Genomic DNA, 23305 nt, shown 5'->3' with positions numbered 1-23305 from the left:
ACGGGGATAGGTTCAGCGCGCTTCGAGTGAACAGATGGAGGATTCGATGCGCGTGAGAACTCGTGCGGGTCTGGGGGCGGTCGCCACTTCGGTCGCGACGGTCCTGCTCGCTTCCACCGCCAGCGCGGCACCCGCCCCGGGCGCCCCCGGTGTGGGCGACCCGTACTACCCCGGTGCCGGGAACGGCGGCTACGACGTCGCCCACTACGACATCCGCCTCACCTACCAGCCCGCCACCGACCAGCTCGCCGGGACCACGACGATCCTCGCGACCACGACGCAGGAACTGTCGAGCTTCAACCTCGACTTCGGCCTGAAGGTCAACTCGGTGCGCGTGAACAACGTGCCCGCGAACTTCGCGAAGGACCCCAAGGACCTCAGCGAACTGGTCGTCACCCCGGCGAAGCCGCTTGCCGCGAACCAACCGATCACGGTCGCGGTCAACTACGCCGACACGCCGTCGAAGGTCGCCATCGACGGAGTTACCGCGTGGAAGAAGACGCCGGACGGTGCGCTCGCCGTCGACGAGCCGCAGAGCGCCGAATGGTGGTTCCCGTCGAACGACCACCCGACCGACAAGGCGACCTACGACGTGTCGGTCGAGGTGCCCGACGCCGTTTCCGTGCTGTCCAACGGCACGCTGGTGGGCAAGACGAAGCAGCGCGCCGGCTGGACGAGGTGGAACTGGCGCAGCACCAACCCGCAGGCCACCTACCTGTCGTCGCTCGAGGTCGGCAACTTCGAGGTGCACCAGGCGAGCACGCCGGACGGCAAGCCGTTCATCACCGCCTACGGCGCGGACCTCGGCCCGTCGCTCGACGCGGCGAAGGCCAGCGTGGAGCGCACGCCGGAGGTCAACGAGTTCCTGGCGAGCAAGTTCGGCCCCTACCCGTTCGAGGCGGAAGGCGGCGTGGTCACCACCGGCATCCGGTTCTCGCTGGAGAACCAGACCCGCCCGGTCTACGGCGCGCGCAACTTCGCGGCGGGCTCGAACACCACGCTCATCGCGCACGAGAACGCCCACCAATGGTTCGGCGACAACGTGTCGCTGGGCAAGTGGAGCGACATCTGGCTGAACGAGGGGTTCGCGAGCTACGCGGAGTACCTGTGGTCGGAGCACGAGGGCGAGGGCACCACGGGGGAGCTGACCCAGTACCTGTACGACTCGCACGCGGCCGACGACGCGTTCTGGCAGGTCCTTCCCGGTGACCCCGGCGCGGCCAAGCAGTTCGACGGCGCCGTCTACGACCGCGGCGGGATGGCGTTGCAGGCGTTGCGCACCGCCGTCGGCGACGACGCGTTCTTCAAGACCCTGCAGACGTGGCAGCAGGTGAAGAAGGGCGGCCACGCGGTCATTCCGGAGTTCATCGCGCTCGCCGAGAAGATTTCCGGCAAGCCGCTGTACGACCTGTTCCAGACCTGGCTGTTCACCAAGGGCAAGCCCGCGGCGGGCCCGAACGGGACGGCGGCCGCGGCGCGCTCGGCCGCCGCGCCGGTGGCACCGAAGTCGCTGCCGCAGATCGTGGAGAACCACAAGCTGCTCGCTGAGGGCTGAGGTTCGAGCCGGCCGCCGGTCGCCGCCGCCCACCCGGGTGAGCCGGCGACCGGCGGTCCTATGCTCGGCACGTGGCGAACATCGAGCGGCGACTGAGGATCGGCTGGCGGGTCGTGCTCGGCGTCGCGATCGTCCTCACGGTGCTGTGCGCGGGACTTCTGCTCGCGGCGATCCGCAACGACCACGCGATCGAAAGCCACCTCGGCCGGGCGCAGGCCGACGTCGACTCGGTCTCGTTCGACCGCACGATCATCCGCTACGTGGCGCAGGACGGGAACCTGCACAGCCCGTCGACCGGCGTGCTCTACCCGAGCGGCCTGAGCGCGGGCGACCTGGTGTGGGTCGAATACGACACCACCGATCCCGACCTGGTCAGGGTCGCCGGGCGGACGGCGAGGCTGACCTGGATGCCGCTGGGCAGCACGGTGGTGGCGACCTGGGTGGTCGCGGGCCCGCTGCTGTGGTGGCTCGGTCGTCGCCGGAAGAGCCTCGGGGCACCGGGGGAACCGGTCGCCGAAGCCGCCACCGAAGCGTCGGAAGAGTCGCCCGCCGCGTAGCCGATCAGCGGCGCCGGTCATCGCTCAGGCCGGGCAGGGACAACTGGGTCTGGTGTGCGAGCACCCGCTGTGCGAACTCTGGGCAGTTCGCGTTCATCAGATGCTCGGTCAGTGCCGCGCGCCCGCACCGGCCACGCCAGTATTCGGTTTGTTCTCGAGTCACGCGCCGGACGGTATGAGGCGCGCTGTCATCGACGAGCACGAAGAACTCGTCGGGTCGGTAAACTTCATAGGGTAGTGAATCCGGATCCGCGTCAGCAGACGAGAACCCGCCATCGCAGGTCAGGATGAGATCCGCGGCGCAGGCCACGGCGGCAGCATGGACGTGTTGGTCGTTGCTGTCGCTTCCCGGGAATGAGCCGTCGACGGCGAAATCGTCGACTCGGCCGTGCCCGAAGACCTCCACGTGCAGGTCGCGTATCCGAGTGATCTTCGCGCCGTCCCAGTCAGGGTGCTTACGCCTGAGGTGGTAGATCGCCTCGCAGAGCACGTCTTCGGTCCAGTGCACCGAGTAGATTTCGCCGTCCGAGCGAAGGTGAAGCAAGGCGAGCCAGTCGCGCAAAGTGCGGGAATACAACACGTTGGCGTCGACGAACACGCGGAACGGGGACATCACTCTAGGTTATCGGGCAGCACCGTCAGTTTCGGAGACGGAGGGCGGAGCCGGGGTTACTCGTCCTCCAGCGCGCGTAGCTCGTGGAAGGCTTTCAACTGCCGCTGTCGACGGGCGCGCTGTTCTTGCAGCACATCTGTCGTCAGCAAACGAGTGTGCGACCCGACCTTGTGCGAGGGCAGTTGGCCGGCGTTGACCATCCGCATCAGGGTTGGCCGGGACACGCCGAGCAGCTTGGCCGCCGCGGTGGTGGTGAGCTCCTTCGGCATCGCACTGACCGTGACCGTGCCACCCTGGGCAACGGCGTGGACGACCTGAGCGATGATCCTGGATAGTTCGTCGGGGACCGGAAGGGGTGCTCCCCCCGTCTCACCCAGCACGCTGAAGCGTGCGCCGCTCCGGGGAAGTTGGCTGACAAGTTGCTGGGCCTGCTGGAGTTCCCGCTTGTCCGCAAGCAGGACATCGCGATCGGCTGAACCGACCAGTGCGGACACAAGGACCACCCCTCACCAGGTGCTTTCATGTATAGCTGCACTCAGTTGCACTTATATGTGTAACCCTGGTGTCGATGGAACCATGACCAGGTGCGTGTTCGCAACCGAACTCGGATTCGGGTGCCGACCGCAACGGCCCCGGTGAACCGCCACCAGTCGGTCAGCGGCCGGGCTGCTGCGGGTACTGCTGCTGGGGATATCCCTGCTGCGGATACTGCGGCTGGGCGAACTGGCCGCTCTGCGGCGGGTACGGCTGCTGCGGCGGGTACTGGGCCTGCGGCTGCATCTGCTGAGTGGCCGCCTGGGCGGGTCCGCCCTGAGCGGTGTTCATGGCCTGCTGCGCTTCAGCCTTGGTGATCTTGTTCGCGGCGGCGCAGAACGTGCACTGCGTGAACCACTTCGAGCCGATCGGGAACAGCGGGATCCAGAACAGGGTGAACTTCTTGACCGCGTTGCGCACCACGTGCGCCGCCGGGTTCTGGCACTGGGCGCAGACGAAGGTCGCGGTGCCGCGGTCGTGCACCTTCGTGCGCCAGCCGTAAATGATCATCGTGGAGCTCCTGGGGCGTCGGGGGAGAACGCACCCTACGACGCGGCGGGCCGCGCTGTGGCTCCTTTGCTCGAATGTGATCCCAGGAACGCCGGATATGCCAGGAATGCGGCAAAAGACCTGGTCAGGCGGCCGTTTCCTGCCACCACCCGAGTACTTCTTCGGCTACGCCCGGTGCCGCGACGAGCAGGCCGTCGGCGGGCAGCGCGGTGCCCTCACCGCGGCGGTCGAGCACGTGCGCGCCCGCCTCGATCGCCATCGCGACCGATCCGGCGACGTCCCATTCGTGGTAGCTGTGCAGCACGGCCGCCGCGGCGTGCCCGAGCGCGACCTGCGCGATCGACAGCGCGGCCGAGCCGAGCACGCGCACGCCCGCGTGCGCGGCGGCGGCGCGTTCGATGAACCCGCCCATCCCCGGCCACGGCCCGCTCCGCGACAGCTCGGTGCACACGATCGCGCCGGTCGTGGCGTACCGGTCGGTCAGCCGCACGGGCTGGCCGTTCGCGCGGGCGCCGCGGCCGCGGGCGGCGGCGTAGATCTGCGCGCGGTACGGATCGGCGACCACGCCGACGACCGGGCCGGACGCGTCGATCAGGGCGAGGCTGTAGGCGCACCACGGCACGCCAGCCACGTAGTTCGCGGTGCCGTCGACCGGGTCGACCACCCAGCGGTACTCGGCGACATCGGCACCGAGATCCGCGCCGAACTCCTCGCCGACGACCGGGATGCCGGGGAACTCCGCGGTCAGCACGCGGCGCGTGTGCCGTTCGAGGATGCGGTCGGTGTCGGTGACCCAGTCGAACGGCGAGTCCTTGGTGTCGGGGCGCGCGCCCCTGCCCGCGGTCGCGGTGATGACGTCGGTGGCGTCGTTCGCCAGCCGTCCGGCGATTTCGAGTGCTCGGGACAGCAAGCCGGGCTCGACCGGCTGGGACGGGCGGGAGGACAAGAGGGTCACGCCGCCTTAGTGTGGGCGCGCACGGTGTCCGGCGGGCGTCGCCCAGGTGACATGTGTTCGCTGATTCGCCGAGGGGCGATGATCCCGGCCGCGCCCGTCGGCAAAGTTGGGGAAGCGTTGGTGTCCGTGTCACGTGACCGTCGCCGTGCGACGGAACTGGCGTGCGACAGTGCCTTTCGTGCGAGTCGCCATAGTCACCGAAAGCTTCCTTCCGCAGGTGAACGGCGTGACGAACTCCGTGCTGCGGGTCGTCGAGCATCTGCGCGAACGCGCCCACGACGTGCTCGTGATCGCGCCGGGCGCCGGTCCCGGCGAGTACCGCGGTGCTCCGGTGGTGCGGATCCCCGCGCTCGAACTGCCGGTGGTCAACTCGTTGCCGATCGGGTTGCCGACCAGGACCGTGCTCACCGCGATGACCCGGTTCCGGCCCGACGTGGTGCATCTCGCGTCGCCGTTCGTCGTCGGCGCGCGCGGGCTCGCCGCGGCGCGCAGGCTGCGGGTGCCCTCGGTCGCTGTGTACCAGACCGACATCGCCGGGTTCGCCACGGCGTACGGCCTCGGGCTCGGCGCGCGCGCCGCGTGGCGGTGGGTGCGGCGGTTGCACAGCAAGGCGGACCGCACGCTCGCGCCGTCCACCGATTCGATGGCCGAACTGCGCGACCACGGCGTGCCCCGCGTGCACCGCTGGGGCCGCGGCGTGGACATCGGGCAGTTCTCGCCCGAGCACGGCGACCCCGCGCTGCGGGCGGAGCTGGCGCCGCACGGCGAACTGCTCGTCGGGTTCGTCGGCAGGCTGGCGCCCGAAAAGGAGGTCGACCGGCTGGCCGCGCTCGACGGCGTCGACGGTGTTCGCGTTGTCGTCGTCGGCGACGGTCCGGACCTGGAGAACCTGCGGGAACGCCTGCCGGGTGCGGCGTTCCTCGGCGCGAAGTACGGCGCCGACCTCGCGACCGCGTACGCCAGCCTCGACGTGTTCGTGCACACCGGCACGCACGAGACGTTCTGCCAGGCAGTGCAGGAGGCGATGGCGTCGGGCCTGCCGGTGCTCGCGCCCGACGCGGGCGGCCCGAAGGACCTGGTGCTGCCCGGCCGGACCGGGTACCTGCTGGCACCCGGCCGCGCCGAGTTCGCCGCCGAACTGGTGGACAGGGTGAACGCGCTGCGGGATCCGGCGTTGCGGGCTCGCCTCGGCCAGAAGGCGAGGCAGACCGTGCTCGGCAGGACGTGGCCCGCGGTGTGCCGCGAGCTCGTCGGGCACTACGAGGCGGTGCGGGGACACGTGGCGCGAGCGGCGTGACATGCACATCGTCCAGCTGGCGAACTTCTACGGACCTCGCTCTGGTGGACTGAGGACGGCGCTGAACCACCTCGGCGCCGGGTATGTCGCATGTGGACACAAGGTGACGCTCGTGGTGCCTGGCCCCCGCTACGCCGACGAGTGGCTGCCGACCGGCGTGCGGCGGTTTTCCCTTCCGGCGCCCCGGATCCCGGCGACCGGCGGCTACCGCGCGGTCGACCCGCACCGGGTGCGCGCGGTGCTGCGGCGGCTCGATCCCGATCGGCTAGAGGTGTCGGACCGGTTGACGCTGCGGGGGATGGGCACGTGGGCGCGCCGCCACGGCGTGCCGAGCGTGGTGATCTCGCACGAGCGGCTCGACCGGCTGCTCGAACAGTTCCTCGTGCCGCCGCCGGTGGCGCGCCGCGTCGCCGACGCCGCGAACCGCAGGATGGCCGACAGCTACGACACGGTGGTGTGCACGACCGCGTTCGCCCGCGCGGAGTTCGACCGGATCGCCACGCCGAACGTGCTGCGCGTGCCGCTCGGGGTGGACCTGACGGCGTTCGCCCCGAAGCTGCGCGACGAGGGCTGGCGGCGCACGCTGTCCGGCGGCGCGGAGACCCTGATCGTCCACTGTGGACGACTCTCGCCGGAGAAGCACGTGGAGCGCAGCGTCGACACGATCGCGGCGCTGACCGAGGCCGGGGTCGCCGCGCGGCTGGTGGTGGCGGGGGACGGGCCGCGCCGCCGCGCGCTCGAACGGCGGGCGCGCGGGCTGCCGGTGACCTTCCTCGGGTTCGTCTCCGACCGGGCCGAGGTGGCGAAGTTGCTTGCCAGCGCCGATGTTTCGCTCGCGCCGGGTCCACATGAGACGTTCGGGCTCGCGGCATTGGAGGCGCTGGCCTCCGGCACGCCCGTGGTGGTGTCCGCGTCCTCGGCGCTGCGGGAAATCGTCCGGCCGGGGTGCGGCGCCGCGGTGGACGATCACGCGCCCGCGTTCGCTTCCGCGGTGACGGGTCTGCTGGAGAGCCCGGAGGACCTCCGGCGCGCGGCGGCGAGGGCGCGGGCGGAGGAGTTCGCCTGGCCGGTCTCGGTGCGCGGCATGCTCGCCGCACTTGGTTGACGTGTGAACAGTCTATTCGTAAACTGTCGACTGTGGAAGAATACCGGGAGCTGATGCGGTACCTGCATCGCGCCGCGCTGCTGAGCGAGCGCGCCGGTGAGCGGCGGTTCACCGAGCGGATCGGGATCGGGCGCACGCAGTTCCTGGTGCTGCGGACCGTTTCCGACGTCGAATCGCCGTCGCAGCAGTCGATCGCCGACCTGCTCAGCCTCACCAAGGGCGCGGTCAGCCGTCACGTGGCGAACGCGCAGCGGGAAGGCTGGCTGACGATCGGGAGTTCACCGGTCTCGCGAAGGGAGAACGTGCTCGAACTGACCGCAGAGGGGCGTGAACTCGTCGAGCGCGGCCTTGCGGTGCAGGCGGAGTACGAGGAGCTGGCGCGGCCACATCTGTCCAAACGGGACGTTGCCACCACCGGCCGCACGCTCAAGACCTTGTGTGAACTGCTGGAGCGGGAGGAACGGCGATGAGCGGGCCGCGGATCGCGATCGTGCTGGGCAGCACGCGGCCGGGACGGCTCGGTGATCGCGTGTGCCGGTTCGTGTGCGGGAAGGCCGCGCTCGTGCCGGAGGCCGCGTTCACCGTGCTCGATCTCGCTGACTACCGGATGCCCTTCTTCGACGAAACGCTTGCCCCGCTGGCGAACCCGGACCGCGTGCCCGCGCCCGCGGTGCGCCGGTGGCTCCGGGACGTCCGTGCCGCGGACGGGTTCTACTTCCTGACGCCGGAGTACAACTACACGGTCCCGGCCGTGCTCAAGAACGCTCTGGACTTCCTCGCCCGTGAGGCGCACGGCAAACCCGCCGCGATCCTGTCCTATTCGAGCACCCGGCACGGCGGCACCATCTCGGGCAACGAACTGCGGCTCGTGCTGAGCAAGGTCGGCATGCTGCCGCTGCCGGAAAGCCTGCCGCTGGCGGGTGCGGACCGACTGCTCGCGGCGGACGGCACCGTCGCCGAGGTCTCGGACTGGGCGGACCGGGTGGCCGCGTTCGTGCCGAAGGCGCTGTCCGACCTGGCCCGCTACGCCGCCGCCCTGAAACCCCTCCGAGCGGCCTGACCCCTGGTTGACGGCGCGAAGCGAGTTCCCTTAGTCTCCAGTTATTCCAATTTTTGGACTAAATGGAGAGTGTTCATGATCTTGGTGACCGGAGCGACCGGCAGCATCGGCAAGCATGTCGTGGCCGGGTTGCTCGCACGCGGCCTGCCGGTCCGCGCGATGACGAGGGAGCCCGCCGCGGCCAGGATCGTGCCGGGCGCCGAAGTCGTCCGCGGCGACCTGGCCGAGCCGGAAACGCTGCCGCTGCGCGGAATCGAGGCCGTCTACCTGATGGCGATGGGGGACGCGCCGGTCGAGGTCGTCGAGCGGTTCGAGCGGGCGCGTGTGCGGCGGGTGGTGCTGCTGTCCACGTCCGACGTGCTGGACGGGGTGGCCGTCCAACCGGACGAGGTCGCGGTGCGGCACCACCGGTTCGAAGCGGCGATCGCGGCCTCCGGTCTCGAATGGACCTTCCTGCGGCCGAACGAACTCGCCGGGAACGCCCTGCACTGGGCACCCCAGATCGCCGCGGGTGATGTCGTGCACGCGCCGTTCCCGCTGGCGTGCACGGTGCCGATCCACGAGCGCGACGTCGCGGAGGTCGCCGTCCGGGCGCTTGCCGACGACGGGCACCGCGGCGCGAAGTACGCGCTCACCGGACCAGCCGCGATCACGCACGCCGAGCAGCTCCGGCTCATCGGTGCCGCACTCGGCCGGTCGCTGGCGTTCGCCGAGATCTCCGCCGAACAGGCCCGCGCGCAGATGACGCGGTACGCGCCCGCGCCGATCGTGGACGCGGTGCTCGGCCAGCTCGCCGCCGCGGCGACCCGGCCGCACGTGCCGACCGGGGCGGTGGAGCAGGTCATCGGCAGGCCTCCGCGCGGTTTCGCCGACTGGGCCGTCGAGCACGCGGCCGACTTCGGGTAACCGCCCGCGTATCCTGCGACCCGCGGACACGGCGGGAGCGGATACGGATGGCGGAAGCGGAACGGCGGCTGGCTGAGGAGCTGATGCTGGCCGTGACCGATCTGCAGAACGTCACCGACGAGGTCGACCAGGCGGTGAGCGAGCGGCTCGGGCTCAACCGCACGGACGCGCGGTGCCTTGCCTACCTGGTCGCCCGCGGCCCGCTGAGCGCCGGTGACCTCGCCGCGCTGGCCGGGCTCGCGCCGAGCGCGCTGACCTTCGCCGTCGATCGGCTGGTCAAGGCCGGGTACGCCGAGCGAGCGCGGGACGACGCGGATCGGCGCCGGGTGGTCGTCAAGGCCGCCGAGCGGACGCACCGGATCGCCGCGGAGCTGTGGGGCGAGACCGTCGAAGAGACCGAGCGGCAGCTCGCGAAGTATTCGCCGCGGCAGCTGCGGTTGCTGCTCGGTTTCGTGCGCGACCAGGTGGATCTGCAGCGGCGGCAGGTCGCGATCCTCCGCGACCCGCCCGGATAGTCCACTGTGGACGCGACACGCGCGGGTGGCCGGGTCTCAGCGCGGCTCGGCTAGGCTCGCGCCATGTCGAGGGCGAGTCTGGACAAGGACCCACACGAGGTCGCCGCCATGTTCGACGGCGTCGCGTCGAAGTACGACCGGGCGAACTCCTTCATGACGTTCGGGTTCGACCGCCGGTGGCGCACGACCACGTCCAGAGTGCTCGATGCCCGCCGCGGCGAACGCGTGCTCGACCTCGCCGCGGGTACCGGCGTCTCCACCACGGAGTACGCGCGCGGTGGCGCGTGGTGCCTCGCCGCCGACTTCTCGGTCGGCATGCTGCAGGCCGGGGCGCACCGGAAGGTGCCGATGGTCGCCGCCGACGCCCTGCACCTGCCCTTCGCCGACGGCAGCTTCGACGCCGCGACCATCAGCCTCGGCATCCGGAACTTCGTCGACACCAAGGCCGCGCTCGTCGAGCTCGCGCGCGTGGTGCGACCGGGCGGCAGGCTCGTGATCTGCGAGGTGTCCACGCCCACATTTCCGCCGATCAGGTTCGTCTACCGGAAGTTCATGCTGCGCATGATGACCTGGGTCGGGCGCCGCTTCTCGTCGAACCCCGACGCCTACGCCTACCTGGCCGAATCCATGCTCGAATGGCCGAAGCAGCGCGACTTCGCGGAGATCATCGCGGCCGCGGGCTGGCGCGATGTCGAGTGGTTGAACCTCACCTTCGGCGTGGTCGCGGTGCATCGCGCCACCAAGCCAGGGGCGAAGCCGCCCGTAGACTGACGCGCATGAGCGTTTCCTCCCGCCGTGGCGACACCGACGCCGAGGTCATCGTCGTGGGCGCCGGTCCGGCCGGTTCGACCGTGGCCACCTACCTCGCCCGCGCCGGCGTGGACGTGCTGCTGCTGGAAAAGACCACCTTCCCGCGCGAGAAGGTGTGCGGTGACGGGCTCACCCCGCGCGGCGTGAAACAGCTCATCGACCTGGGCATCGACACCAGCCAGGAAGCGGGCTGGGTGCACAGCACCGGCCTGCGCATCCTCACCGGCGAGCTGACCCTCGAACTCGACTGGCCCGATCTCACCAGCTACCCGCCGTACGGCGTCTCGCGCACCCGCCACGACTTCGACGACCTGCTGGCGAAGACCGCGCAGAAGGCGGGCGCGCGGCTGTACGAGCGGACCACCGTCACCGGCGCGATCACCGACGAGCGGACCGGTCGCGTGATCGGCGTCGAGGCGAAGGCGGGTCCGGACAAGACGCCGGTGAGCTACCGCGCGCCCCTCGTTCTCGCTTGCGACGGCGTTTCGGCGCGCCTCGCGCTGAGCGTCGGCATCGAGAAGCACGAGAAGCGGCCCATGGGCGTCGCCGTGCGGCGGTACTACAAGAGCCCGCGCCACGACGACCCGTTCATCGAAGGCCACCTCGAACTGTGGGACCGTAGCGACCCGCGCGACCCCAAGCTGCTGCCCGGGTACGGCTGGGCGTTCCCGCTCGGCGACGGCACCGTCAACGTCGGGCTCGGCATGCTCTCCACGTCGAAGGCGTTCCGCAGCACCGATTACCGCGCGCTCCTGCGTCAATGGCTCGACGGGACGCCGGAGGAATGGGGCTACCGCGAGGAGAACGCGGTCGGGAAGGTCGGCGGCGCCGGGCTGCCGATGGGCTTCAACCGCACCCCGCACTACCGCGACGGCCTGCTGCTGCTCGGCGACGCGGGCGGCATGGTCAGCCCGTTCAACGGCGAGGGCATCTCCGCCGCGATGGAATCCGCGCAGCTCGCCGCCGAGTTCGTGCTGCAGGCGCTCGCCCGCCCCGAAGGCCCGTCCCGCGAACGCGCGCTCGAGGGCTATCCGGTGGCGCTCAAGGACATGATGGGCGGCTACTACCGGCTCGGGAACCTCTTCGCGAAGGCCATCGGCAACCCCAAGGTCATGCGCGCCGCGACCAAGTACGGGCTGCGGATCAACAAGCTCATCCCGTTGATCTACAAAGGACTGTCCGGCTGCTACGACGCCAAGGGCGGCGATGGCGTGGACCGGCTCATCGCCGCCGCCTCGCGGCTCACCCCTTCGCCGAGGTAGCGCGCGGTGCCCCGAAGGTGGCTTTCGGGGCGGTAGATGCCCTGAAGGTCACCTTCGGGGCGTTGAGTGGGGGCGGCAACGAGCTGGCTCGCCCGCCGACAACGTTTAGCCCGCGAACTGCACCCCAGCACCCCGACCCCCGCCCGCCCGCCGACGACATTTAGCCCGCTAACTGCACCCGGCGGCCCCAAGCCGCGCGCCTACCTAACGCCTACTCGCCCGCCTACCTTTCCGAGTGCCGCGAGGTCCGCGCCGAAGGCCCGGCCATTGCCAACTCAGCCACCACCGGCGATCCGGTGCGCCCCGCGCGCCGGGAGCGTGCAGTCGGGCGCAGGGCCGCCAAGGCCCTCTGAATTCGCGATGGCAGGGCGCACCCCGCGACAAACCGGCTGGTCGCGCTGGGAGCCGCGCCCTGGCAGCGCGAATTCTGCCGCCCGATAAAAAGCACAGCCCGATAGACAACACAGTGGGATAGCTCACATGACGCTTGTCCGGGTTGTACCCCCGCGCCGGGCTTTCGTGCTGGTCTCGGGCCTACGGGCCCCGAATGAGCCAATAGAACTTAGGTAAGCCTTATAGCACGGGGCCTGGCGACAAGGGTGTGAGTCGCGTCCTACACTCACCCCATGCTTTGTGAACCGCTTCACAACTTCGACGGGTCGCTTGTGAACTATTTCACAAGCGCACTGGCGCGGTTGGGAAGTGGCTGAACACAGCCAGTAAGGGTGCCCTAACCCTCGGACGTGTGACCTGGGTCCCTTAGGGTGCCGCCGAGGTAGTGCGTACAGATCACAGCGCGGAAAGGACGGCGAAACCCGTGCTGATGTTGAAAGTCACCGAGCAGGTGGCACAGGGGGCTCCGTCGCCGGGGCTCGGCATGTACCTCCCGCTCGTCCTGCTCTTCGTCCTCGCCGCCGCGTTCGCGGTGTTCTCGGTGCTGCTGGGGCCGCTCGTCGGGCCGAGCAGGTACAACAAGGCGAAGCTCTCGGCGTACGAATGCGGGATCGAACCGTCGCCGCAGCCCGTGGTCGGCGGCGGCCGGATGCCGGTCGCGTACTACATCACCGCGATGCTGTTCATCCTCTTCGACATCGAGATGGTGTTCCTGTACCCGTTCGCGGTCTCCGCCAACGCGCTCGGCATGTTCGGCCTGGTGGAGATCGTCCTGTTCATCGCGACCGTCGGTTTCGCGTACGCCTACGTGTGGCGTCGCGGCGGGCTGGATTGGAACTAACGATGGGTCTCGAAGAAAAGCTCCCCAACGGCATCCTGCTGGCCAGCCTCGAAGGGCTGGTGAACTGGGCGCGCAAGAACTCGTTGTGGCCGGCCACCTTCGGCCTCGCCTGCTGCGCGATCGAGATGATGACGGTCGGCGGGTCCCGCTACGACATCGCGCGCTTCGGCATGGAGCGCTTCAGCGCCACCCCGCGCCAGGCCGATCTGATGATCGTCGCGGGCCGGGTCACGCAGAAGATGGCGCCGGTGCTCCGCCAGATCTACGACCAGATGGCCGAGCCGCGCTGGGTGCTCGCGATGGGCGTCTGCGCCTCCTCCGGCGGCATGTTCAACAACTACGCCGTGGTGCAGGGCGTCGACCACATCGTGCCGGTCGACATGTACCTCCCCGGCTGCCCGCCGCGGCCGGAGATGCTGCTCGACGCGATCCTCAAGCTGCACGCCAAGATCCAGGACGAGCCCATCAACGCGCGCCGCGCGGCGCTGCGGGCCGCCAGCGGCGCGCGCACCGAGCTGGTCCCGTCTTCGGTCAAGTACGCGAAGAAGAAGGGCTGACCACCGATGCCTGACACCCCGGAAACCGGCGGCGAGCAGTCGAGCGCCGAGCGTCCCGGTGACGCCGCGGGCGGCGACGCGCTGGAGCCCACCGGCGTCCGCCCGGCCGAGCCCGCCGAGCCGATTGTCTCGGGCCGCGAGCGCAAGGGCATGTTCGGCGTCTCCGGCAGCGGTGACACCTCGGGTTACGGCGGGCTCCGGCTCCCGGCCTACACCGCGCCGCCCGCCGAACGGCCCTACGGCGGCTGGTTCGACGAGTTCGCCGACGAGTTCTACGCCGCGCTCGCCGACAACGGCATCCCCGCCGAGTCGATCCAGCAGGTGACCGTCGACCGCGACGAGATCACCTTCTACGTGCAGCGCGAGCACCTGCTGGAGATCTGCCGGACGCTGCGCAACGACGCGGGACTGCGGTTCGAACTGTGCAGCTCCGTCTCCGGCGTGGACTACGGCGTGGACGTGCCGCAGCGCCTGCACTCGGTGTACCACCTGACGTCGATGACCTACCGCAGGCGGATCCGCCTCGAGGTGACGCTCGACGTCGACGACGCGCACCTTCCGTCCATTGTGGAGGTCTACCCGACGGCCGACTGGCAGGAGCGGGAGGCCTACGACATGTTCGGCATCGTCTACGACGGCCACCCGGCGCTGACCAGGATCCTGATGCCGGACGACTGGGACGGCCACCCGCAGCGCAAGGACTACCCGCTCGGCGGGATCCCGGTGGAGTACAAGGGCGCGGAGATCCCGCCCCCGGATCAGCGGAGGTCGTACTCGTGACCACTAGCGACCGCATTGCCGACGCCAGCACCGGCACCGACACCACGGCCGAAGGGGCCGCGGGCGGCGCCACCTACGCGGATTCGCGCGAAACCACCGAAGGCCGCGTCTACACGGTTTCCGGCGGGGACTGGGACGACGTCCTGTCCGACGCGCAGCACGACGAGCGCATGGTCATCAACATGGGCCCGCAGCACCCGTCGACGCACGGCGTGCTCCGGCTCGTGCTGGAGATGGAGGGCGAGACCGTCACCCAGCTCCGCTCGGTCATCGGCTACCTGCACACCGGGATCGAGAAGAACTGCGAGTACCGCACCTGGACCCAGGGCGTCACGTTCGTGACGCGGATGGACTACCTGGCGCCGCTGTCCACCGAGATGGCGTACTGCCTCGCGGTGGAGAAGCTGCTCGGCGTCAAGGCGCCGCCGCGCGCCGAGCTGCTGCGCATCATGCTGCTGGAGATCAACCGCATCGGCTCGCACTTCGTCTACATCGCCACCGGCGGCATGGAACTGGGCGCCACCACCGCGATGACGCTCGGGTTCCGCGAGCGCGAGGTCGTGCTGCACCTGCTGGAGCACCTCACCGGGCTGCGCATGAACCACGCGTTCATCCGGCCGGGCGGGCTCGCGCAGGACATGCCGGACGACTACCACGAGGCCGTCAGCGAGTTCGTCAAGACGATCGAAGAGCGCCTTCCGTTGTACGACAAGCTCTTCACCGGCCAGCCGATCTGGCGCAACCGGCTCAAGGACGTCGGGTACCTGCCGGTCGACGGGTGCCTCGCGCTCGGCATCACCGGTCCGGTGCTGCGGTCGGCGGGGCTGGCGTGGGACCTGCGCAAGACGCAGCCGTACTCGCGCTACGACGAGGTCGAGTTCGACGTGCCGACCTCGACCGACGCGGACTGCTGGGCGCGGTACCTGATCCGCGTCGAGGAGATGCGCCAGAGCCTGCGGATCATCAAGCAGGTGCTGAAGATGCTGGAGCCCGGCCCGGTGATGGTCGAGGACAAGAAGATCGCGTGGCCGGCGCAGCTCTCGATCTCCAGCGACGGCATGGGCAACTCGCTCGACCACGTCCGCAAGATCATGGGCCAGTCCATGGAATCGCTCATCCACCACTTCAAGCTGGTGACCGAGGGCTTCCACGTGCCGCCGGGCCAGGCGTACGTGCCGGTGGAGTCGCCGCGCGGCGAGCTGGGCGCGCACCTGGTGTCCGACGGCGGCACGCGGCCGCTGCGCGTGCACATCAGGGAACCAAGTTTCGTGAACCTGCAGGCGATGCCCGCGATGGCCGAGGGCGGCCTGGTCGCCGACGTGATCGCGGCGGTCGCCTCGATCGACCCGGTGATGGGGGGAGTGGACCGATGACCAACCCGACGGCAGTCCCGGAGCCGGGACCGCGCGACGCGGTGACCACGCACGCCGCCGCGGGCGCCGACACCGACGTGGTCGGTATCGCGCCGGACCCGGCCGCGGCTGAGGGAATCCTCGCCGACGCCCCCGCGGAAGACATCTTCGGCGAGGACATCCACGTCAAGGCCAAGGAGATCATCGAGCGCTACCCGGTGGCGCGGTCGGCGCTGCTGCCGATGCTGCACCTGGTGCAGTCGGTGCAGGGCTACGTCTCCCAGGAGGGCATCGCCTTCTGCGGCAGGCATTTGGACCTCTCCGACGCCGAGGTCAGCGCGGTCGCGACGTTCTACACCATGTACAAGCGCCGCCCGTGCGGCGAGCACCTGGTGAGCGTCTGCACGAACACGCTGTGCGCGGCGCTCGGCGGCGACGCGATCTACAAGACGCTGCAGGAGCACCTCGGCGAGGACGGGAAACCGTTGGGGCACGAGGAAACCGTGGGCACCCCGGGCGAGCGGGGGTCGCTGACGATCGAGCACGCCGAGTGCCTCGCTGCGTGCGACCTCGGCCCGGTGCTCCAGGTCAACTACGAGTACTTCGACAACCAGACGCCGGAGAAGGCGGTCGCGCTCGTCGACGCGTTGCGGGCGGGCAAGAAGCCCGCGCCGACGCGCGGCGCGCCGCTGAGCGACTTCAAGGGCGCCGAGTTGCAGCTCGCCGGGTTCTTCCCGGAGGACGAGCAGACCTACCGCGGTGACGTCGACGGCCCGTCGGCGGCGGTGGAGACGCTGCGTGGCGCGGCACTCGCGCAGGACCGCGGCTGGGTCGCCCCGGCGGCCCAGGACGTTCCGCTTCCCGAGGTGGAGAAGAAGTAATGGCTGATCCGATCACCCCGGTGCTCACCAAGCGCTGGCTTTCCCCGGAGTCCTGGAAGCTCGAAACCTACGAGCGGCTCGAGGGCTACACCGCGGTGCGCAAGGCGTTGCGCGGCACCCCGGAACAGCTCGTGCAGCTCATCAAGGACGCGGGCCTGCGCGGCCGTGGCGGCGCCGGGTTCCCGGCTGGCGTGAAGTGGTCGTTCATGCCGCCCAACGAGGACAAGCCGCACTACCTGGTGATCAACGCCGACGAGGGCGAACCCGGTACCTGCAAGGACATCCCGCTGATGATGGCGGACCCGCACTCGCTCATCGAGGGCTGCGTCATCGCCTCGTACGCGATGCGGTCGCACCACTGCTTCATCTACGTGCGCGGCGAGGCGCTGCACTGCATCCGCCGCCTGAACGCGGCGGTGCGCGAGGCGAAGCAGGCCGGGTACCTCGGCAAGAACGTGCTCGGCTCGGGGTTCGACATCGAGATCACGGTGCATGCGGGCGCGGGCGCCTACATCTGTGGCGAGGAAACCGCGTTGCTCGACTCGCTGGAAGGCCGCCGCGGCCAGCCCCGGCTGAAGCCGCCGTTCCCCGCGGCCGCCGGGCTCTACGCGGCGCCGACCACGGTGAACAACGTCGAGACGATCGCGAGCGCGCCGTTCATCGTCAACGCGGGCTCCGACTGGTTCCGCCAGATGGGCCGCGAGAAGTCGCCCGGCCCGAAGATCTACTCGATCTCCGGGCACGTCGAGAACCCCGGCCAGTACGAGTGTCCACTCGGGACGACGCTGCGCGAGCTGCTGGAAATGGCCGGGGGCATGAAGGACGGCATCCCGCTCAAGTTCTGGACGCCGGGCGGGTCGTCGACGCCGATGTTCACCGCCGACCACCTCGACACCCCGCTCGACTTCGAAGGCGCGGCCGAGGCGGGGTCGATGCTCGGCACCACCGCGGTGATGGTCTTCAACGAGACCGTTTCCGTGCCGTGGGCGGTGATGAAGTGGACCCAGTTCTACGAGCACGAGTCGTGCGGCAAGTGCACGCCGTGCCGCGAGGGCACCTACTGGCTCGCGCAGGTGCTGGAGCGCATGGTCGAGGGCCACGGCACCGAGGAGGACATCGACACCCTCCTCGACGTCTGCGACAACATCCTCGGCCGCTCGTTCTGCGCGCTCGGTGACGGCGCGGTTTCGCCGATCACCAGCGGGATCAAGTACTTCCGCGAGGAGTTCTTGGCACTGTGTGAGAAGAACAAGGCAGCGAAGCCGGAGTTGGTTGGAGCACAGGCATGACGGTGACGCAGGAGCCGACGAAGGCCGACGAGACGCCGGTCCCCGAAGGCCACGTCAAGCTGACGATCGACGGCGAAGAGGTCATCGCGCCCAAGGGCGAGCTGCTGATCCGCACCGCGGAACGGCTCGGCACGGTCATCCCGCGGTTCTGCGACCACCCGCTGCTCGACCCGGCCGGCGCCTGCCGCCAGTGCCTGGTCGAGGTCGAGATGGGCGGCCGCCCGATGCCGAAGCCGCAGGCCTCGTGCACGATGACGGTCGCCGACGGCATGGTGGTGAAGACGCAGCTCACCAGCGGGGTCGCCGACAAGGCCCAGCAGGGCGTGATGGAGCTGCTGCTCATCAACCACCCCCTGGACTGCCCGATCTGCGACAAGGGCGGCGAGTGCCCGCTGCAGAACCAGGCACTGGCCCACGGGCGGGCCGAATCCCGGTTCGTGGACACGAAGCGGACGTTCCCGAAGCCGCTGCCGATTTCGTCGCAGGTGCTGCTCGACCGCGAGCGTTGCGTGCTGTGCCAGCGCTGCACGAGGTTCTCCGCGCAGATCGCCGGTGACCCGTTCATCGAGCTCCTAGAGCGCGGCGCGCACCAGCAGATCGGCACCGCCGAGACCGCGGACGTGCTGGATTTGGCTTCCCGCACCACTTCCGGGCAGCCGTTCCAGTCGTACTTCTCCGGCAACGTGATCCAGATCTGCCCGGTGGGCGCGCTCACCAGCGCCGCGTACCGGTTCCGGTCGCGGCCGTTCGACCTGGTGTCCTCGCCGAGCGTGTGCGAGCACTGCTCGTCCGGCTGCGCCGAGCGCACCGACTTCCGCCGCGGCAAGGTCACCCGCAAGCTCGCGGGCGACGACCCCGAGGTCAACGAGGAATGGATCTGCGACAAGGGCCGCTTCGCGTTCCGGTACGCCCAAGCCGGTGACCGGATCCGCAGGCCGTTGGTCCGCAACCCGGAAACCCGCGAGCTGGAAGAGGCTTCCTGGACCGACGCGCTGCGCGCCGCGTCCGAGGGGCTCGCGAAGGCCCGCGACGGCAAGGGCGTCGGCGTGCTCCCCGGCGGCAGGCTGACCGTCGAGGACGCCTACGCGTACTCGAAGTTCGCGCGGATCGCGTTGCGCACCAACGACATCGACTTCCGCGCGCGGGCGCACTCCGCCGAGGAGCTGGCTTTCCTGTCCTCGCGGGTGCTCGGCACGTCACCCGAGAACGGCGTCACCTTCGGCGAGATCGAGCGTGCCCGCACCGTGCTGTGCGTCGCGTTCGAGCCGGAAGAAGAGGCGCCGATCGTGTTCCTGCGGCTGCGCAAGGCGGCGCGCAAGAACCGCACCAAGGTCGTCCACTTGGGACAGTGGACCACCGCGTCGGTCCGCAAGACCTTCGGCGAGCTGCTCGCCTGCGTGCCGGGCGGGGAGCCGGCGGCGCTCGACGCCATCGCCACCCACGCCAAGGACCTCGACGAGGCGCTCGCCTCCGAGGGCGCGGTCATCCTCGTCGGCGAGCGCGCCGCCGAGGTCCCCGGGCTGTTCTCCTCGGTGCACGCGCTGGCCGAACGCACCGGCGCCCGCGTCGCGTGGATCCCGCGCCGCGCGGGCGAACGGGGCGCGCTGGAGGCCGGTGCGCTGCCGTCACTGCTCCCCGGCGGCCGTCCCGTCTCCGACGACGCCGCCCGCGCCGAGGTCGAAAACGCTTGGGGCGCAACGCTTCCCGCGCAGCCTGGCCGCGACCTCACCGGCATCGTGGAGGCGGCGGCGACGCATCAGCTCGACGGGCTGCTCGTCGGCGGTGTCGACCCGAACGACCTGCCGGACCCGGCGCTCGCGCTGCGGGCGCTGGACAACGCCGGGTTCGTGGTGAGCCTGGAGCTGCGGGCGAGCGCTGTCACCGAGCGCGCCGACGTGGTGCTCCCGGTCGCACCTGCGGTGGAGAAATCCGGCAGCTACCTCAACTGGGAGGGCCGCCGTCGCGAGTTCGACATCACCCTGGAGGGCACCGGCGCGCTGCCGGACTGCCGGGTGCTCGACACCTTGGCCGTCGAAATGGACGCCGATCTCTACACCCAGACGACAGCCGCCGCCGCGGGCGATCTCGCGCGCTTGGGTGCCCCGAAGGTGGCCTTCGGGGCGGTAGATGCCCTGAAGGCCACCTTCGGGGACAAGGCGCAGCCCGGTGCGGGGCAGGTGGTGCTCGCGACCTGGCGGCAACTGCTGGACAACGGCTCGTTGCAGGACGACGAACCGCACCTCGCCGGGACGCGCCGCAGGGTCGTGGCCAGGCTGTCGGAAGGCACGGCGAACGGGCACGCGAGCGTGACCGTCTCGACCGACCGCGGCTCGATCACGCTGCCGGTGGAGGTCGCCGACCTGCCCGACGGCGTGGTGTGGCTACCGTCCAATTCGGACGGCAGCGCGGTACGGCGTGACCTCGGTGCCGGGCACGGCGCCGTGGTGTCACTCAGCGGAGGTGAGCGATGAGCCCGCTGCTGGCTCAAGCAGGACCGCTACTGGCGCAACAAGCAGGCGAGGAACCGATGACGCGGGCGCAGCTGCTCGCGGACGACCCGCTGTGGCTGATCCTGCTCAAGGCCGTGGTGATCCTGCTGATCGGCCCGATCCTGACGATCTTCCTGATCGTCTGGGAGCGCAAGGCGGTCGGCCGCATGCAGAACCGCCCCGGCCCCAACCGGGTCGGGCCCGGCGGCTACCTGCAGTCCCTCGCGGACGCGATCAAGCTCCCGTTCAAGGAGCAGGTCATCCCGGACACCGCCGACCGCAAGGTGTACTTCCTGGCGCCGGTGCTCTCCGCGGTACCCGCGCTGATCGCGCTCGCCGCGATCCCGTTCGGGCCCGAGGTGTCGATCTTCGGTGAGCGCACCGTGCTGCAGCTGGTCGACCTGCCGGTCGGCGTGCTGGTGATCCTCGCCTGCTCGTCGATCGGGGTGTACGGGATCGTCCTGGCCGGCTGGTCGTCCGGCTCGCCGTACCCGCTGCTCGGCGGGCTCCGCTCGGCGGCGCAGGTGATCTCCTACGAGATCGCGATGGGCCTGTCGATCGTCGCGGTCATCCTCTACTCGGGCTCGTTGTCGACCGGCGCCATCGTTGACGCGCAACAGGGCGGCTGGTACTTCTACCTGCTGATCCCGAGTTTCGTGATCTACCTGATCTCCATGGTCGGCGAAACGAACCGCGCGCCGTTCGACCTCCCCGAGGCCGAGTCGGAACTGGTCGGCGGGTTCCACACCGAGTACAGCTCGATGAAGTTCGCGATGTTCTTCCTCGCCGAGTACGTCAACATGGTGATCGTCTCGGCGTTCGCGACCACGTTGTTCCTCGGCGGCTGGAAGTTCCCGTTCGTGGCCGCGGACAACGTGCTCAACACCGGCTGGTGGCCGGTGCTGTGGTTCTTCGCGAAGACGTTCCTGCTGCTGTTCGGGTTCATCTGGCTGCGCGGCACGCTCCCGCGCTACCGGTACGACCAGTTCATGAAGCTGGGCTGGAAGGTACTGGTCCCGGCGAACCTGGTGTGGATCATGGTGATCGCGACGGTGCGCGCGCTGCAGAACAGCGGCGGGTTCTCCACCAGCAAGGGCCTGATCATCGGCGGCGTCGTGCTCGTGGTGATCGTGCTGCTGGCGTTGCTGCTGCCGGAGAAGGAAGTCCGCGACACCGACGCCGTGCCGGTCACCGGCAGCGACTACCCGCTGCCCCCGCTCGATCTCTCGGTGCCCGAGACGACGCCGCGCCGCAAGGCGTTGCGCGCCAAGGCCCGCACGAGCAAGAAGCAACCCGAGGCCGTGTCGGCGGCGGGAAAGGACGGCACTGATGGGGTTCTTTGATCCCGTAAAGGGCTTCGGCGTCACCTTCGGGATGATGTTCAAGAAGGTGGCCACCGAGGAGTATCCCGAGGCAGGCGCCCCGGCCGCGCCGCGCTACCACGGGCGGCACCAGCTCAACCGGCATCCGGACGGGCTGGAGAAGTGCGTCGGCTGCGAGCTGTGCGCGTGGGCGTGCCCGGCGGACGCGATCTTCGTCGAAGGCGGCGACAACACCGAAGAGGCCCGGTACTCGCCTGGTGAGCGGTACGGCGCCGACTACCAGATCAACTACCTGCGCTGCATCGGCTGCGGGTTGTGCATCGAGGCCTGCCCGACCCGGTCCCTGACGATGATCAACTTCTACGAGCTCGCCGACGACGACCGCCAGCGGCTCATCTACACCAAGGAAGACCTCCTAGCCCCGCTCCTGCCGGGCATGGAGCAGCCGCCGCACCCGATGCGGCTCGGCGACAACGAGCAGGACTACTACGTCAACGGGCCGGAGCTGGCGAAGGGCCGCGGCGTCCCGACCGGCGAGACGGTCGAAACCTCCGAAGAGAAGGCGATGCAATGATCGCCAGCTTCCTCGCGCAGCAGGCCCCGACACTGTCCACTGTGGTCACGACGGGCGAGGCGATTTCGTTCTGGATCCTCGCGCCGATCGCCCTCGCGGGCGCGCTGGGCATGATCTTCGCGCGCAACGCGGTGCACTCCGCGCTGTGGCTCGTGCTGACCATGCTCACGCTCGGCATCCTGTACATGATCCAGAACGCGCCGTTCCTCGGCTTCACCCAGATCATCGTCTACACCGGCGCGATCATGATGCTGTTCCTGTTCGTGCTGATGATGGCTGGCCGGGATTCCTCGGACTCCGTGGTCGAAGTGCTGCGCGGCCAGCGGCTCGCCGCCGCCGTGCTGGGCATCGGCATCGCGGGCATCGTGGTCGGCGCGCTGGTGCGGTCGCTGTCGAACGTCACCCCGGCCCCGCCGCTCGACCCGTCGACCCCGCAGGGCGGCGGCGCGGGCGGGCTCGGGCGGCTGATCTTCACCGACTACCTGTTCCCGTTCGAGCTCACCTCCGCGCTGCTGATCACCGCCGCGATGGGCGCGATGGTGCTGGCCTTCACCGACCGGCACGCCAAGGGCGGCAAGCGGTCGCAGAAGGAACTCGTCGAAGCGCGCTTCCGCGGCGAGTACGAGCGCCCGTCGCCGAAACCGGGCCCCGGCGTGTTCGCCACCGCCAACTCCGTCGCCACCCCGGCGCTGCTGCCGGACGGGTCGGTGGCGCCGGAATCGCTGTCCGAGCTCATCGAATCCACCGCGGCCACCCGCCTCGACGCCGAGCGCAAGCAGGTCAAGGGCGAGGAAGCCGGACCGGACGCGCACGCGCTCGTGGGCACCGAGGAAGGGGAAGAGAAGTGACCCCCACCTACTACCTGCTGCTTTCGGCGCTGCTGTTCGCGATCGGCGCGGTCGGCGTGCTGGTGCGGCGCAACGCGATCGTGGTGTTCATGTGCGTCGAGCTGATGCTCAACGCGGTGAACCTCACGCTCGTCACCTTCGCCAGGATCAACGGCGGCCTCGACGGCCAGGTGATGGCGTTCTTCGTGATGGTCGTCGCCGCCGCGGAGGTCGTGGTCGGGCTGGCGATCATCATGTCGATCTTCCGGACCCGGCGCTCCGCCTCGGTCGACGACACGAACCTGCTGAAGTACTAGGGGA

The 23305-nt window shown here is 69.8% G+C and carries 25 protein-coding genes; 21 read left to right on the top strand and 4 right to left on the bottom strand.

Features of this window, described 5'->3' with window-relative positions:
* Positions 1-46 precede the first annotated feature (46 nt).
* Both HUW46_RS16545 and HUW46_RS16540 read left to right on the top strand, forming a co-directional pair.
* Positions 47-1555, top strand: a complete 1509-nt coding sequence (locus HUW46_RS16545) for a M1 family metallopeptidase (protein ID WP_215548123.1) — start codon at positions 47-49, stop codon at positions 1553-1555.
* 71 nt (positions 1556-1626) lie between these two features.
* Entirely contained in the window at positions 1627-2112 is a 486-nt protein-coding gene (locus tag HUW46_RS16540) for a DUF3592 domain-containing protein (protein ID WP_215548122.1), read from the top strand.
* A 4-nt stretch (positions 2113-2116) separates the two neighbouring features.
* Here the strand turns inward: HUW46_RS16540 and HUW46_RS16535 are convergent, their stop codons facing one another.
* The 4 genes from HUW46_RS16535 to HUW46_RS16520 form a co-directional block, all read right to left on the bottom strand.
* Complete coding sequence (locus HUW46_RS16535; protein WP_215548121.1) at positions 2117-2725, bottom strand: PIN domain-containing protein; 609 nt, start codon at positions 2723-2725, stop codon at positions 2117-2119.
* Positions 2726-2781: 56 nt separating this feature from the next.
* Positions 2782-3219 (bottom strand): helix-turn-helix domain-containing protein, encoded by a 438-nt coding sequence (locus tag HUW46_RS16530; protein WP_254126230.1) that lies wholly within the window; start codon positions 3217-3219, stop codon positions 2782-2784.
* A gap of 160 nt (positions 3220-3379) precedes the next feature.
* Positions 3380-3769 (bottom strand): zinc-ribbon domain-containing protein, encoded by a 390-nt coding sequence (locus tag HUW46_RS16525; RefSeq protein ID WP_215548119.1) that lies wholly within the window; start codon positions 3767-3769, stop codon positions 3380-3382.
* 124 nt (positions 3770-3893) lie between these two features.
* Complete coding sequence (locus tag HUW46_RS16520; protein ID WP_215548118.1) at positions 3894-4724, bottom strand: inositol monophosphatase family protein; 831 nt, start codon at positions 4722-4724, stop codon at positions 3894-3896.
* A gap of 178 nt (positions 4725-4902) precedes the next feature.
* On the opposite strand from HUW46_RS16520, the gene HUW46_RS16515 reads away from it, so the two are divergent.
* From HUW46_RS16515 to nuoK, 19 genes are all read left to right on the top strand, one after another.
* Positions 4903-6021: a glycosyltransferase family 4 protein gene (locus tag HUW46_RS16515; protein WP_215548117.1), complete on the top strand. Its 1119-nt coding sequence runs from the start codon at positions 4903-4905 to the stop codon at positions 6019-6021.
* A gap of 1 nt (position 6022) precedes the next feature.
* Entirely contained in the window at positions 6023-7126 is a 1104-nt protein-coding gene (locus HUW46_RS16510) for a glycosyltransferase (protein WP_215548116.1), read from the top strand.
* A 32-nt stretch (positions 7127-7158) separates the two neighbouring features.
* Positions 7159-7596: a MarR family winged helix-turn-helix transcriptional regulator gene (locus HUW46_RS16505; protein WP_215548115.1), complete on the top strand. Its 438-nt coding sequence runs from the start codon at positions 7159-7161 to the stop codon at positions 7594-7596.
* The gene (locus HUW46_RS16500; protein ID WP_215548114.1) at positions 7593-8186 is read left to right on the top strand and encodes an NADPH-dependent FMN reductase; all 594 of its coding nucleotides are present in this window, start codon (positions 7593-7595) and stop codon (positions 8184-8186) included. Before HUW46_RS16505 ends, HUW46_RS16500 begins: the two co-directional genes overlap by 4 nt.
* 75 nt (positions 8187-8261) lie before the next feature.
* Positions 8262-9092, top strand: coding sequence for an NAD(P)H-binding protein (locus HUW46_RS16495; RefSeq protein ID WP_215548113.1), 831 nt, complete (start codon positions 8262-8264; stop codon positions 9090-9092).
* A gap of 47 nt (positions 9093-9139) precedes the next feature.
* Positions 9140-9607, top strand: a complete 468-nt coding sequence (locus HUW46_RS16490) for a MarR family transcriptional regulator (RefSeq protein ID WP_254126228.1) — start codon at positions 9140-9142, stop codon at positions 9605-9607.
* Between the two features lie 63 nt (positions 9608-9670).
* A complete protein-coding gene (locus HUW46_RS16485) occupies positions 9671-10378 on the top strand; it encodes a demethylmenaquinone methyltransferase (RefSeq protein ID WP_215548112.1) in 708 nt (235 codons plus the stop codon).
* A 5-nt stretch (positions 10379-10383) separates the two neighbouring features.
* Positions 10384-11679, top strand: a complete 1296-nt coding sequence (locus HUW46_RS16480; protein ID WP_215548111.1) for a geranylgeranyl reductase family protein — start codon at positions 10384-10386, stop codon at positions 11677-11679.
* A gap of 823 nt (positions 11680-12502) precedes the next feature.
* Positions 12503-12913 (top strand): NADH-quinone oxidoreductase subunit A, encoded by a 411-nt coding sequence (locus tag HUW46_RS16475; RefSeq protein WP_215549911.1) that lies wholly within the window; start codon positions 12503-12505, stop codon positions 12911-12913.
* Between the two features lie 2 nt (positions 12914-12915).
* Positions 12916-13470, top strand: coding sequence for a NuoB/complex I 20 kDa subunit family protein (locus HUW46_RS16470; RefSeq protein ID WP_215548110.1), 555 nt, complete (start codon positions 12916-12918; stop codon positions 13468-13470).
* Between the two features lie 6 nt (positions 13471-13476).
* The gene (locus HUW46_RS16465) at positions 13477-14250 is read left to right on the top strand and encodes an NADH-quinone oxidoreductase subunit C (RefSeq protein WP_215548109.1); all 774 of its coding nucleotides are present in this window, start codon (positions 13477-13479) and stop codon (positions 14248-14250) included.
* The gene (locus tag HUW46_RS16460; RefSeq protein ID WP_215548108.1) at positions 14247-15623 is read left to right on the top strand and encodes an NADH-quinone oxidoreductase subunit D; all 1377 of its coding nucleotides are present in this window, start codon (positions 14247-14249) and stop codon (positions 15621-15623) included. Before HUW46_RS16465 ends, HUW46_RS16460 begins: the two co-directional genes overlap by 4 nt.
* A complete protein-coding gene (gene nuoE / locus HUW46_RS16455) occupies positions 15620-16483 on the top strand; it encodes an NADH-quinone oxidoreductase subunit NuoE (RefSeq protein ID WP_215548107.1) in 864 nt (287 codons plus the stop codon). The genes HUW46_RS16460 and nuoE overlap by 4 nt, the downstream gene beginning before the upstream one ends.
* Positions 16483-17772: an NADH-quinone oxidoreductase subunit NuoF gene (nuoF, locus tag HUW46_RS16450; protein WP_215548106.1), complete on the top strand. Its 1290-nt coding sequence runs from the start codon at positions 16483-16485 to the stop codon at positions 17770-17772. The genes nuoE and nuoF overlap by 1 nt, the downstream gene beginning before the upstream one ends.
* Positions 17769-20243, top strand: a complete 2475-nt coding sequence (locus HUW46_RS16445) for an NADH-quinone oxidoreductase subunit G (protein WP_215548105.1) — start codon at positions 17769-17771, stop codon at positions 20241-20243. Before nuoF ends, HUW46_RS16445 begins: the two co-directional genes overlap by 4 nt.
* A complete protein-coding gene (nuoH, locus tag HUW46_RS16440) occupies positions 20240-21604 on the top strand; it encodes an NADH-quinone oxidoreductase subunit NuoH (RefSeq protein WP_215548104.1) in 1365 nt (454 codons plus the stop codon). The genes HUW46_RS16445 and nuoH overlap by 4 nt, the downstream gene beginning before the upstream one ends.
* Positions 21591-22157, top strand: coding sequence for an NADH-quinone oxidoreductase subunit NuoI (gene nuoI / locus HUW46_RS16435; protein ID WP_215548103.1), 567 nt, complete (start codon positions 21591-21593; stop codon positions 22155-22157). Before nuoH ends, nuoI begins: the two co-directional genes overlap by 14 nt.
* On the top strand, positions 22154-23005 hold the full coding sequence (locus tag HUW46_RS16430) for an NADH-quinone oxidoreductase subunit J (RefSeq protein ID WP_215548102.1): 852 nt from the start codon (positions 22154-22156) through the stop codon (positions 23003-23005). Before nuoI ends, HUW46_RS16430 begins: the two co-directional genes overlap by 4 nt.
* Positions 23002-23301 carry an NADH-quinone oxidoreductase subunit NuoK gene (gene nuoK / locus HUW46_RS16425; RefSeq protein WP_215548101.1) on the top strand — a complete coding sequence of 100 codons (300 nt, stop codon included), beginning with the start codon at positions 23002-23004 and terminating at the stop codon, positions 23299-23301. Before HUW46_RS16430 ends, nuoK begins: the two co-directional genes overlap by 4 nt.
* Positions 23302-23305 lie beyond the last annotated feature (4 nt).

It is taken from the genome of Amycolatopsis sp. CA-230715 (assembly GCF_018736145.1).
Taxonomy (GTDB): Bacteria; Actinomycetota; Actinomycetes; order Mycobacteriales; family Pseudonocardiaceae; genus Amycolatopsis.
Note: the sequence above shows the minus strand (reverse complement) of the source record. Positions and strands in the feature narration are given on the sequence as shown.